General features: G+C 64.5%; 13 protein-coding genes. All 13 read left to right on the top strand.

Annotation, left to right across the window (positions count from 1 at the left end; genetic code table 11):
* Positions 1-2: 2 nt before the first annotated feature.
* Complete coding sequence (hscB, locus tag ABKS89_RS23810; protein ID WP_138215445.1) at positions 3-524, top strand: co-chaperone HscB; 522 nt, start codon at positions 3-5, stop codon at positions 522-524.
* A 44-nt stretch (positions 525-568) separates the two neighbouring features.
* Positions 569-2,428, top strand: a complete 1,860-nt coding sequence (hscA, locus tag ABKS89_RS23805) for a Fe-S protein assembly chaperone HscA (protein ID WP_138215444.1) — start codon at positions 569-571, stop codon at positions 2,426-2,428.
* Positions 2,429-2,434: 6 nt separating this feature from the next.
* A complete protein-coding gene (fdx, locus tag ABKS89_RS23800; protein WP_081515975.1) occupies positions 2,435-2,773 on the top strand; it encodes an ISC system 2Fe-2S type ferredoxin in 339 nt (112 codons plus the stop codon).
* A 14-nt stretch (positions 2,774-2,787) separates the two neighbouring features.
* Positions 2,788-2,988, top strand: coding sequence for a Fe-S cluster assembly protein IscX (gene iscX, locus ABKS89_RS23795; protein ID WP_348587299.1), 201 nt, complete (start codon positions 2,788-2,790; stop codon positions 2,986-2,988).
* A 250-nt stretch (positions 2,989-3,238) separates the two neighbouring features.
* Entirely contained in the window at positions 3,239-3,670 is a 432-nt protein-coding gene (ndk, locus tag ABKS89_RS23790; protein ID WP_024762960.1) for a nucleoside-diphosphate kinase, read from the top strand.
* Positions 3,671-3,697: 27 nt separating this feature from the next.
* Positions 3,698-4,846, top strand: coding sequence for a dual-specificity RNA methyltransferase RlmN (gene rlmN, locus ABKS89_RS23785; RefSeq protein ID WP_138215443.1), 1,149 nt, complete (start codon positions 3,698-3,700; stop codon positions 4,844-4,846).
* A gap of 16 nt (positions 4,847-4,862) precedes the next feature.
* On the top strand, positions 4,863-5,621 hold the full coding sequence (pilW, locus tag ABKS89_RS23780) for a type IV pilus biogenesis/stability protein PilW (protein ID WP_138215442.1): 759 nt from the start codon (positions 4,863-4,865) through the stop codon (positions 5,619-5,621).
* The gene (locus ABKS89_RS23775) at positions 5,618-6,655 is read left to right on the top strand and encodes a RodZ domain-containing protein (protein ID WP_348587297.1); all 1,038 of its coding nucleotides are present in this window, start codon (positions 5,618-5,620) and stop codon (positions 6,653-6,655) included. Before pilW ends, ABKS89_RS23775 begins: the two co-directional genes overlap by 4 nt.
* Position 6,656: 1 nt before the next feature.
* Positions 6,657-7,769 carry a flavodoxin-dependent (E)-4-hydroxy-3-methylbut-2-enyl-diphosphate synthase gene (ispG, locus tag ABKS89_RS23770; RefSeq protein ID WP_017522283.1) on the top strand — a complete coding sequence of 371 codons (1,113 nt, stop codon included), beginning with the start codon at positions 6,657-6,659 and terminating at the stop codon, positions 7,767-7,769.
* Between the two features lie 18 nt (positions 7,770-7,787).
* Positions 7,788-9,077, top strand: coding sequence for a histidine--tRNA ligase (hisS, locus tag ABKS89_RS23765; RefSeq protein ID WP_081515967.1), 1,290 nt, complete (start codon positions 7,788-7,790; stop codon positions 9,075-9,077).
* Positions 9,078-9,100: 23 nt separating this feature from the next.
* Positions 9,101-9,745, top strand: a complete 645-nt coding sequence (locus tag ABKS89_RS23760) for a YfgM family protein (RefSeq protein WP_138215440.1) — start codon at positions 9,101-9,103, stop codon at positions 9,743-9,745.
* Position 9,746: 1 nt separating this feature from the next.
* A complete protein-coding gene (bamB, locus tag ABKS89_RS23755) occupies positions 9,747-10,889 on the top strand; it encodes an outer membrane protein assembly factor BamB (RefSeq protein ID WP_081515963.1) in 1,143 nt (380 codons plus the stop codon).
* An 83-nt stretch (positions 10,890-10,972) separates the two neighbouring features.
* Positions 10,973-12,460 (top strand): ribosome biogenesis GTPase Der, encoded by a 1,488-nt coding sequence (gene der, locus ABKS89_RS23750; RefSeq protein ID WP_081515961.1) that lies wholly within the window; start codon positions 10,973-10,975, stop codon positions 12,458-12,460.
* Positions 12,461-12,517 lie beyond the last annotated feature (57 nt).

The following is a 12,517-nucleotide window of genomic DNA, read 5'->3' as shown; positions in this document are numbered from 1 at the left end:
GTGTGGGTAGTCCCTGTCACTTCGCGCTGTTCGACCTGCAGCCGGGCTTCCGGATCGATCTGGAAGCCCTCGGAAATCGCTACCGTGAGCTGGTGCGAACCGTCCACCCGGACCGTTTCGCCGATGCTTCCGAGCGCGAGCAGCGACTGGCGCAGGCCAAGGCCGCTGAACTCAACGATGCCTACCAGACGCTGAAGAGCGTTCCGCGTCGTGCCCTGTACCTGCTGGCCCTGCGTGGCGATTCGCTGCCGCTGGAAGCCACGGTGCAGGACCCGGAGTTCCTCCTGCAGCAGATGCAGCTGCGCGAGGACCTGGAAGACCTGCAGGAAAGTGCCGATCTCGACGGCGTGGCGCAGTTCAAGCGTCAGCTGAAGTCCGCCCAGCTACGGCTGGAAGAGGATTTCGCCGATTGCTGGGATGATGCCGCCCGTCGCGACCTGGCCGAACGCCTGGTGCGTCGCATGCAGTTCCTCGACAAGCTGGCGCAGGAAGTGCGACAGCTGGAAGAGCGACTCGACGATTAATCCGCGCGGCCCGCGCCGCGCCCGATAGCCTGATTAGAAACCGCATGGCCCTACTGCAGATCGCCGAGCCCGGACAAACTCCCCAGCCACACCAGCGTCGCCTGGCCGTGGGGATCGACCTGGGCACCACGAATTCCCTGGTCGCTGCCGTGCGCAGCGGCGTCGCGGCTCCGTTGCCGGACGACCGCGGCGAAGTGATCCTGCCTTCGGCGGTGCGTTACCTCGCCGATCGCGTCGAGGTGGGGGAGAGCGTTCGCGCTAACGCCTCGCAAGACCCGCTGAACTCCATCATCTCGGTCAAGCGCCTGATGGGCCGCGGCCTGGAAGATGTGAAGCAGCTGGGCGGCCAATTGCCGTACCGCTTCACCCAGGGCGAATCGCACATGCCCTTCATCGAGACCGTCCAGGGCGCCAAGAGTCCGGTGGAAGTCTCGGCCGAAATCCTCCGTGTCCTGCGTCAGCGCGCCGAATCCACCCTGGGTGGCGAACTGGTGGGCGCGGTGATCACTGTTCCTGCCTATTTCGACGACGCCCAGCGTCAGGCCACCAAGGACGCTGCGCGCCTGGCTGGCCTGCACGTGCTGCGCCTGCTCAACGAGCCGACCGCAGCCGCCGTTGCCTACGGCCTGGACAAGAACGCCGAAGGCCTGGTCGCCATCTATGACCTGGGCGGCGGTACCTTCGATATCTCGATCCTGCGCCTGACTCGTGGCGTCTTCGAAGTCCTGGCCACCGGCGGCGACACCGCCCTGGGCGGCGACGACTTCGACCATGCCATTGCCGGCTGGATCATCGAGCAGGCCGGTATCTCGGCTGACCTCGATCCGGGTGCCCAGCGCCGTCTGCTGCAGACCGCCTGTGCCGCGAAGGAGGCCCTGACCGATAGCGCCAGCGTTGCCGTCGCCTACGACAGCTGGGCCGGTGAGCTGACCCGCGCCCAGATGGATTCCCTGATCGACCCGATGATCCAGCGCAGCCTCAAATCCTGCCGCCGTGCCGTGCGTGATTCCGGCATCGAGCTGGAAGAGGTCAGTGCCGTGGTCATGGTCGGTGGTTCCACCCGCGTGCCGCGCGTTCGCGAGCTGGTGGGTGAGCTGTTCGGTCGCGAGCCGCTGACCGACATCGACCCGGATCAGGTGGTTGCCATCGGTGCCGCCATCCAGGCTGATGCCCTGGCTGGCAACAAGCGCGGCGAAGAGCTGCTGCTGCTGGATGTGATCCCTCTGTCGCTCGGCCTGGAAACCATGGGCGGGCTGATGGAGAAGGTGATTCCGCGCAACACTACCATCCCGGTGGCCCGTGCCCAGGAGTTCACCACCTACAAGGATGGCCAGACGGCCATGATGATTCATGTGCTGCAAGGCGAGCGTGAGCTGGTCAAGGACTGTCGGTCCCTGGCGCGCTTCGAGCTGCGCGGCATTCCGCCGATGGTGGCGGGCGCGGCGAAGATCCGCGTCAGCTTCCAGGTCGACGCCGATGGCCTGCTGGGCGTTTCCGCCCGCGAGCTGTCCTCGGGCGTCGAGGCGAGCATCCAGGTCAAGCCGTCCTACGGCCTGACCGACGGCGAAATCGCCCGCATGCTGCAGGATTCCTTCCAGTACGCCGGCGACGACATGGCCGCCCGCACGCTGCGCGAGCAGCAGGTCGAGGCCCAGCGCCTGCTGGAAGCCGTGCAGTCCGCGCTGGACGCCGATGGCGAGCGCCTGCTCGACGCTGATGAGCGCCTGGTCATCGATGCCGGCATGGACTCGCTGCGCGATCTGGCTACTGGCAGCGATGCCACTGCCATCGAACTACAGATCAAGCGTCTGTCCCAGCTGACCGACGCCTTTGCCGCGCGCCGTATGGACGCCACCGTCAAAGCCGCACTGGCCGGTCGCCGGCTCAATGAACTCGAGGAATAAGCGAAGATGCCGCAGATTGTCTTTCTGCCCCACGCCGAACACTGCCCCGAAGGCGCGGTGATCGAAGCCCAGCCGGGCGAAACCATCATGAAGGCGGCGCTGCGCAACGGCATCGAGATCGAGCACGCTTGCGAGATGTCCTGCGCCTGCACCACCTGCCACGTGGTCGTGCGTGAAGGCTTCAACTCCATGGAAGCCTCCGACGAGCTGGAAGACGACATGCTGGACAAGGCCTGGGGGCTGGAGCCAGATTCGCGCCTGTCTTGCCAGGCCGTGGTCGGCGAGACCGATCTGGTGGTGGAAATCCCGAAATACACCATCAACCAGGTGTCCGAAGGTCACTGAGGCGGAGCGCTCGCATGAGTCTGAACTGGGTTGATGTGCTCGAAATCGCCATCCAGCTGGCCGAATCCAAGCCGGATGTCGATCCGCGCTACGTGAATTTCGTCGATCTGCACCGTTGGGTGCTGGCATTGCCGGAGTTCAGCGACGATCCTTCCCGCGGTGGGGAAAAGGTCCTGGAGGCCATCCAGGCCGCCTGGATCGAAGAAGCCGACTGAGGGTGCGGCTCACTAGAGCCGCGTACCCATTTGTCATGAACCCGCGTATAATTCGCGGGTTTTATCTTTAGGTGAGCTGTCGAAAATTTCCCCGAGGGAATTTTCCAGTCGCTGGCCCTGTCGCAGTCGGGCCGGTTTCGCGGCTTCCGCCCCACGGGCGCAGCGCGCGGCAAACCCTAGAATCGCAGGAGCTCCTGGCCACGCCAGGGGCTTCTTGGCATTACCAACCTTGCTTTTCGGAGTTATTTCCATGGCCCTGCAACGTACCTTCTCCATCATCAAGCCCGACGCCGTTTCCAAGAACGTCATCGGCGAAATCCTGACCCGCTTCGAGAAAGCCGGCCTGCGCGTCGTCGCTTCCAAGATGGTTCAGCTGTCCGAGCGCGAAGCTGGCGGTTTCTACGCCGAGCACAAAGAGCGCCCCTTCTTCAAGGACCTGGTTTCCTTCATGACTTCCGGCCCGGTCGTTGTTCAGGTTCTGGAAGGCGAAGACGCCATCCTGCGTAACCGTGAACTGATGGGCGCCACCGATCCGAAGAAAGCCGACGCCGGCACCATCCGCGCCGACTTCGCTGTTTCCATCGACGAGAACGCCGTACACGGTTCCGACTCGGAAGCTTCGGCTGCCCGCGAAATCGCTTACTTCTTCTCCAGCACCGAGGTGTGCGAGCGCATTCGCTGATTTCAGCGAATGAGCGAGGGTGAATCCATGACTGATACCGCTGTAAAGGCCAACCTGCTGGGCATGACCAAGCCCCAGCTCGAGGAATTCTTCGAGTCCATCGGTGAAAAGCGCTTCCGCGCCGGCCAGGTGATGCAATGGATTCACCACTTTGGCGCCGTCGACTTCGGCGCCATGACGAACGTCGGCAAGGCCTTGCGCGAAAAGCTCGAGGCCGTTGCCGAAATTCGTCCACCGGAGATCGTCAGCCAGGACATTTCCGCTGACGGTACCCGCAAGTGGGTGGTGCGTGTGGCCTCGGGCAGTTGCGTCGAGACCGTGTACATCCCGCAAGGCGGCCGCGGCACCCTGTGCGTGTCGTCGCAGGCCGGTTGCGCGCTGGACTGCAGCTTCTGCTCCACCGGCAAGCAAGGCTTCAACAGCGACCTGACCTCCGCCGAGATCATCGGCCAGGTGTGGATCGCCAACCAGTCGTTCGGGACCATCCCGGGCAAGATCGACCGTGCCATTACCAACGTGGTGATGATGGGCATGGGCGAGCCGCTGCTGAACTTCGACAACGTCGTGACCGCCATGAGCATCATGATGGAAGACCTCGGCTACGGTATTTCCAAGCGCAAGGTGACCCTGTCCACCTCCGGCGTGGTGCCGATGATCGACAAGCTCGCCGAGGTGACCGACGTGTCCCTGGCCCTGTCGCTGCACGCACCCAACGATGAACTGCGCAACAAGCTGGTACCGATCAACAAGAAGTACCCGCTCGAGATGCTGCTCGATTCCTGCTACCGCTACATCACGCGCCTGGGCAAGGAGCGCGTGCTGACGATCGAGTACACCCTGCTGGCCGGCGTCAACGACCAGCCCGAGCATGCTGAGCAGCTGATCGCACTGCTCAAGGATTTCCCTTGCAAGATCAACCTGATTCCGTTTAATCCGTTCCCGCATTCCGGTTACGAGCGTCCAAGCAACAATGCCATTCGCCGTTTCCAGGACATGCTGCACAAGAGCGGCTTCAACGTGACCGTTCGTACCACTCGTGGCGACGATATCGATGCCGCTTGTGGTCAGCTGGTAGGCCAGGTAATGGACCGCACCCGCCGCAGCGAACGCTATATTGCCGTACGTCAGCTGGCGGCCGATGCCGACCAGACCGCGCCAGCTACCAACCGAAACTGAACTAGGGAGGATTCCGATGACCCTGCGCGCCGCGCTGTGCTTACTGTTGGCAACCGTGCTGACGGGTTGCGTGACGACTGGTAAACAGGATCCTCTGAAAACCGAGAAGGGCCGGGACGAGGCGCGTGACGCCTATATCCAGCTCGGCATCGGTTACCTGCAGATGGGCAACACCGAGCAGGCCAAGGTGCCGCTGCGCCAGGCCCTGGATCTCGATTCCTCCAGTGCCGATGCCCACGCCGCCCTGGCCGTGGTCTATCAGGTGGAGAAAGAGCCCAAGCTCGCCGAGAGCGAGTTCCGCAAGGCCTTGTCCGCTCGCTCGGGCGATGCGCGCATCCTGAACAACTACGCGGGCTTCCTGTTCGAGCAGAAGCGTTACCAGGAGGCCTACGACACCTACATGAAGGCCACCGAAGACGGCCTCTATTCCGAACGTTCGCGCATCTTCGAGAACCTCGGTCTGGTGAGCATGAAGCTCAACAACCGCGCTCAGGCCAAGGAATACTTCGAGAAGGCCATTCGCCTGAACCGCAATTCGACGGGTGCACTGCTCGAACTGGCTGACCTGACCTACCAGGACCGCGAGTACGTGCCGGCCCGCGCCTACTACGAGGAATACCTCAAGCGGGGCCCGCAGACCGCGCGCAGCCTGCTGCTGGGGATTCGACTGGCAAAGATCTACGACGACCGGGATACCGCTGCCAGCTACGGGCTGCAACTCAAGCGCCTGTATCCCGCTTCTCCTGAATACCAGGCATACCAGGCGGATAAATGATGAATACGTCGCAGTCCGATGTCATCGGCACGACCCGCTCCAACCCTGGCGAAACCCTGCGCCAGGCGCGCGAGAACAAGGGCTGGAGCACCGCTCAGGTCGCCGGCCAGCTGAATCTGACCGAGAACGCCCTGCGTTCGCTGGAGCAGGGCTCGTTCGAGCAGTTGCCGGGCCACACCTTCGCCCGTGGTTACATCCGCGCCTACGCCAAGCTGCTGGGCATGGACCAGGCCCAGATGGTCACCGCCTTCGACCAGTACACCGGCACCGACGCCACCGGCAGCAACGTCCAGGCCCTCGGTCGGGTGGTCGAGCCGGTGCGCCTGTCGCGTAACCTGCTGCGCCTGTTCAGCCTGGCGCTGCTGGCCGTGCTCATCGGCTTCGGCTACTTCTGGTGGCAGGAGCGTACTGCGCGCCCCGCCGAGACCGGCAGCCTGAACATGGAGCACGTCGAGGTCGAGAGCGCCGACGGCACCACCGAAATCCACACCCTCGATGAGCCGGAAGACCAGGCTGTCGCCGAGGACCAGGCCAATACTCCTGCGGTTCCGAGCGAGCCGGTCGGCGACAACGGCAGCGCCGAGGCTCCGGCCGAAGGCACTCCGCCGGTCGCGGCCAACCCGGCAGTACCGGGCACCCCGGCCGCTGCCGAAACCGCCCCGGCCCAGACCCCGGCAGTTCCCGCTCAGCAACCGGCTGCCCAGCAGCCCGTCGCTCCGGTCAGCCCGGCCGCTCCGGTCGCCCCTGCTGCTGCGACCGAGGCACCTGCCGCTCCGGTGGTCGCTTCCGCCGGCCAGGGCGTGGTCAAGGTTCAATTCATCGCCGATTGCTGGACCCAGGTGACCGATGCCGACGGCAAGGTCGTCGTCGAGGGCCTCAAGCGCAAGGGTGATTCGCTGGAAGTCGCTGCCAAGGCGCCGGTCCAGCTGCGCCTGGGCTTTGCCCAGGGCGCCCAGGTCAGCTACAACGGCCAGCCGGTCGAAGTCACGCCGGCGCGCGGTGGCACCGCTCGCCTGAAGTTGGGTGGACAGTAAGATGCATTGCGAGTCTCCGATCAAACGTCGCCTGTCCCGCAAGATCTGGGTAGGTAACGTGCCGGTGGGTGGGGATGCTCCCATCGCCGTGCAGAGCATGACCAACACCGACACCCTGGATGTGGCCGCTACCGTGGCGCAGATCCGTCGTCTGGAAGACGCAGGTGCCGACATTGTCCGCGTCTCCGTGCCGGACATGGACGCCGCCGAGGCGTTCGGCAAGATCAAGCAGCAGGTCAAGGTGCCGCTGGTTGCCGACATCCACTTCGACTACAAGATCGCCCTGCGCGTGGCCGAGCTGGGCGTCGACTGTCTGCGCATCAACCCGGGCAACATCGGTCGCGAAGACCGCGTGAAGGCCGTGGTGGATGCCGCTCGCGAACGCAATATCCCGATCCGCATCGGCGTCAACGCCGGTTCGCTGGAGAAGGACCTGCAGAAGAAGTACGGCGAGCCGACCCCCGAGGCGCTGCTGGAGTCGGCCATGCGCCACGTCGATCACCTCGACCGCCTGGACTTCCAGAACTTCAAGGTCAGCGTGAAGGCCTCCGACGTGTTCATGGCCGTCGCCGCCTACCGCCTGCTGGCCAAGCAGATCGAACAACCCCTGCACCTGGGCATCACCGAAGCCGGTGGCCTGCGTTCGGGCACCGTGAAGTCGGCCGTCGGCCTGGGCATGCTGCTCGCCGAGGGTATCGGCGACACCATCCGCATCTCGCTGGCCGCCGATCCGGTGGAAGAGATCAAGGTCGGCTTCGACATCCTCAAGTCGCTGCGCCTGCGCTCCCGTGGCATCAACTTCATCGCCTGCCCGAGCTGCTCGCGGCAGAACTTCGATGTGGTCAAGACCATGAACGAGCTGGAAGGCCGCCTGGAGGACCTGCTGGTGCCGCTGGACGTCGCCGTGATCGGCTGCGTGGTCAACGGTCCGGGCGAAGCCAAGGAGGCTCATATCGGCCTCACCGGCGGTACGCCCAGCAACCTGATCTACATCGACGGCAAGCCGGCGCAGAAGCTGCAGAACGATAACCTGGTGGATGAGCTGGAACGGCTGATCCGCGAAAAAGCGGCCGAGAAGGCCGAGGCCGACGCCGCACTGATCGTGCGCGGCTGACCGCAACAAGGATCCTAAGTGAGCAAGTCCCTGCAAGCCATCCGTGGCATGAACGACATCCTGCCGGACCAGACCCCGGCCTGGCGCTATCTGGAACGCACCTTCGCTGGCCTGCTGGACCGCTACGGCTACAGCGAGATCCGCCTGCCGATCCTCGAGTTCACCGAACTCTTCGCCCGCGGCATCGGCGAAGGCACCGACGTGGTCGACAAGGAGATGTACACCTTCCTCGACCGCAACGGCGAATCCCTGACCATGCGTCCGGAAGGTACTGCGGGCTGCGTGCGCGCCGTGCTGGAGCATGGCCTGTCGGGCGGTGGCCAGGTACAGAAGCTGTGGTACACCGGTCCGATGTTCCGCTACGAGAAGCCGCAGAAAGGCCGCTACCGCCAGTTCCACCAGATCGGCGTGGAAGTCTTCAACCTGCCCGGCCCGGACATCGATGCCGAGCTGATCATCCTTACCTGGCGCCTGTGGCAGAAACTGGGCATGGCTGACGCCGTGACCCTGCAACTGAACACCCTGGGCTCCAGCGAAGCCCGCGCGCGCTATCGCGATGATCTGGTGGCCTACCTGCAGGAACGCTTCGAGCAGCTGGACGAAGACAGCCAGCGCCGCATGACCACCAACCCGCTGCGCATCCTCGACAGCAAGGTCGAGAGCACCCAGGCCCTGCTGGTCGGCGCGCCTAGCCTGCACGACTACCTGGACGAAGAGTCGATCGCCCACTTCGAGGGCCTGAAGGCTCGCCTGGACGCGGTCGGCCTGCGCTACGAGATCAACCAGAAGCTGGTGCGCGGCCTGGATTACTACTGCCGTACCGCTTTCGAGTGGGTCACCGACAAGCTCGGCGCCCAGGGCACTGTCTGCGGCGGGGGCCGCTACGACGGCCTGGTCAGCCAGTTCGGCGGCAAGCCGACTCCGGGTGTGGGCTTCGCCATGGGCGTGGAACGCCTGGTGCTGCTGCTGGAAACCCTGGGCGTGGTGCCTGCCGAGCTGAATCGCCCGGCCGACCTCTACGTCTGCGCCTTCGGCGAGCCGGCGGAGCTGGCTGCGCTGACCCTGGCCGAACAGCTGCGCGAGGCCATTCCGGGCCTGCGCCTGCTGGTCAATGCCGGCGCCGGCAGCTTCAAGAGCCAGTTCAAGAAGGCCGACAAGAGCGGCGCTCAGTTCGCAATGATTCTGGGTGACGACGAACTGGCCAACCGCGTGGTAGGTTTCAAGCCCCTGCGTGGCGAGGGCGAACAACAGAATATCGCCTGGGATGCTCTGCCCGAGCACCTGGCTGCCTGCCTCAAGCAGGCCTGAATCGAGCGGATAGGAGTATTGGGGTGAGTAACCGTACCGAAGAAGAACAGATCGCTGACATCAAGGACTGGTGGCAGCGCAACGGCATGCCCCTGCTGACCGGCGCCGCTCTGGCGCTGATCGTGGTGTTCGGCTGGCAGGCCTGGAAGAAGTACCAGAACAACCAGTCCCAGGGCGCCTCCATCATTTACCAGGCCCTGCTGGAAACCGCGCTGAACCCGACCGGCAAGCCCGACACCGCCAAGGTTGCCGAGCTCGCTGGCAAGCTGAACACCGACTTCGCCGGCACTCCGTACGCCCAGTACGGCCGCCTGTTCGTCGCCAAGGTTGCGGTGGACAGCGGCAAGCTGGATGACGCCGTCCTCGAGCTCAAGGCCGTGGTCGACAAGCCGGTTGACGCCACCCTCGGCGAGCTGGCCCGCCAGCGTCTGGCCCGTGTCCTGGCTGCCCAGGGCAAGGCCGAAGACGGTCTGAAGCTGCTCGACGGCAACGTCGACAAGGCCTACGTCGCCACTCGCGAAGAACTGCGCGGCGACCTGCTGCTGCAGCTCAAGCGCAACGACGACGCCCGTGTCGCCTACGAAAAGGCCAAGGCTGCCCTGCCGGAAGACGCCGCCGTCGGCGCCCTGCAGATGAAACTCGACGACCTGGCCAAGGGAGACGCCTGAGATGTTGCGTTGGAAACACGTTGCACTGCTGGCACTCACCCTGATGGCTGTGGGTTGCAGCAGCAATAGCAAGAAAGAACTGCCGCCGGCCGAGCTGACCGATTTCAAGGAAGAGGTCCGCCTGGAGAAACAGTGGAGCCGTTCGGTCGGTGACGGCCAGGGCGACCTGTACAACCTGCTCGAGCCCGCCGTGGATGGCCAGACCATCTACGCCGCGTCTGCCGAAGGCCGCGTCATGGCCATGCAGCGCGAAACCGGCGAAGTGCTGTGGAAGAAAGACCTCGATCTGCCGATCTCCGGCGCCGTCGGTGTGGGCAGCGGCATGGTCCTGCTGGGCACCCTGCGTGGCGACGTGATCGCGCTGGATTCCGGTTCGGGCGAGCAGAAGTGGCGCGCCAAGGTCACCAGCGAAGTGCTGGCTGCCCCGGCCACCAACGGTGACGTGGTGGTGGTGCAGACCCAGGACGACAAGCTGATCGGCTTCGACGCCTCCACCGGCAACCAGCGCTGGATCTACGAAGGCACCGTACCGGTACTGACCCTGCGCGGCACTGGCGCTCCGCTGATCGCGGGCCGTCTGGCCCTGGCGGGTCTCGCCAGCGGCAAGGTCGTTGCGGTGGACGTGGAGCGTGGCCTGCCGGTCTGGGAAGCGCGCGTTGCGATTCCGCAAGGCCGTTCCGAGCTGGACCGCGTCGTCGATATCGACGGCGGCCTGCTGCTGGTCGACAACGTTCTCTATGTCGCCAGCTACCAGGGCCGCGCCGCGGCGCTGGACGTAGGCACCGGCCGCGTACTCTGGCAGCGTGAAGCTTCCAGCTACGTCGGCGTCGCCGAAGGTACCGGCAGCGTGTTCATCAGCCAGTCCAGCGGCACCGTGGAAAGCCTCGATTCCCGTGGTTCCTCCTCGCTGTGGAGCAACGACGCCCTGGCTCGCCGCCAGCTGTCCGCTCCGGCCGTGCTGTCGAGCAACGTGGTCGTCGGTGACCTGGAAGGTTACGTGCACCTGCTGAGCCAGGTGGACGGTCGTTTCGTTGGCCGCGAGAAGGTCGACGGTGACGGCGTGCGGGTTCGCCCGCTGGTAGTCGGCAGCTGGATGTACGTGTTCGGCAACAGCGGTAAGCTGGCCGCCTACACGATTCGCTAAGCTGAGTGTTACTGCCGGCCGCTGCCGTGAAAAACGGCAGCGGCCGTCGTGTTTTCTGAAAATCAAATTTCCTGGAGAGCCGCATGGTTCCCGTAATAGCCCTGGTGGGCCGCCCGAACGTCGGCAAGTCCACCCTGTTCAACCGCCTGACCCGCACCCGTGACGCCATCGTCGCCGAGTACGCAGGTCTGACCCGAGACCGCCAGTACGGCGAGGCCAAGTGGCAGGGCAAGAAGTTCATCGTCATCGATACCGGTGGTATTTCCGGTGACGAAGAGGGTATCGACGCCAAGATGGCCGAGCAGTCGCTGCAGGCCATCGAAGAGGCCGATGCTGTCCTGTTCATGGTCGACTCCCGCGCCGGCCTCACCGCTGCCGACGAGATGATCGGCGAGCACCTGCGCAAGAAGAACAAGCGCACCTACCTGGTGGCCAACAAGGTCGACACCGTCGATCCGGACATCGCCCGCGCCGAGTTCAGCCCGCTGGCCCTGGGGCATGCGATCCCGATCGCCGCCGCCCACGGCCGCGGCATCACCCAGATGCTCCAGGAAGCCCTGGGCGAGATGTTCGCTCCCGAGCCGGAAGCGCCGGAAGACAACGACCTGCCCGGCGAGATGGAAGAAGTCGCCGAAGGCGAGGAAGCCAAGCGCATCCCCGGCCCGAGCGAGAAGGATGGCATCAAGATCGCCATCATCGGTCGCCCCAACGTCGGCAAGTCCACGCTGGTGAACCGCATGCTCGGTGAAGAGCGAGTGATCGTCTACGACCAGGCCGGCACCACCCGCGACAGCATCTACATCCCCTTCGAGCGCAACGAAGAGAAGTACACCCTGATCGACACCGCCGGCGTGCGTCGCCGCGGCAAGATCTTCGAAGCGGTGGAAAAATTCTCCGTGGTGAAGACCCTGCAGGCGATCCAGGATGCCAACGTGGTCATCTTCGTCATGGACGCCCGCGAAGGCGTGGTCGAACACGACCTCAACCTGCTCGGCTTCGTGCTGGAGACCGGCCGTGCGCTGGTCATCGCGCTGAACAAGTGGGATGGCATGGAATCGGCCGAGCGCGACTACGTGAAGACCGAGCTCGAGCGCCGGCTGATGTTCGCCGACTTCGCCGACATCCACTTCATTTCCGCGCTGCACGGCACCGGCGTCGGCCACCTGTACAAGTCGGTGCAGGACTCCTTCCGTTCCGCCGTGACCCGCTGGCCCACCAGCAAGCTCACGCAGATCCTCGAGGACGCCATCCAGGTCCACCAGCCGCCGATGGTCAACGGCCGCCGCATCAAGCTGCGCTACGCGCACCTGGGGGGCGCCAACCCACCGCTGATCGTGATCCACGGCAACCAGGTGGACGCGGTGCCCAAGGCCTATACCCGCTACCTGGAGAAGACCTTCCGCCGCGTGCTGAAGCTGGTCGGTACGCCGATCCGCATCGAGTACAAGGGCGGTGACAACCCGTTCGAGGGCAAGAAGACCCAGCTCACCGATCGCCAGGTCAACAAGAAGCGCCGCCTGATGTCGCACCACAAGAAGGCGGAGAAGAAGAAGAAGGACAAACGTAAATAACGTCTGTCAGGCTTTAGACCGCAAGCCGCAGGCGATAGAGTAGGGACTTCCCACTCA

The sequence above is a fragment of the Pseudomonas sp. LABIM340 genome (assembly GCF_040017195.2).
Lineage (GTDB): Bacteria > Pseudomonadota > Gammaproteobacteria > Pseudomonadales > Pseudomonadaceae > Pseudomonas.
Note: the sequence above shows the minus strand (reverse complement) of the source record. Positions and strands in the feature narration are given on the sequence as shown.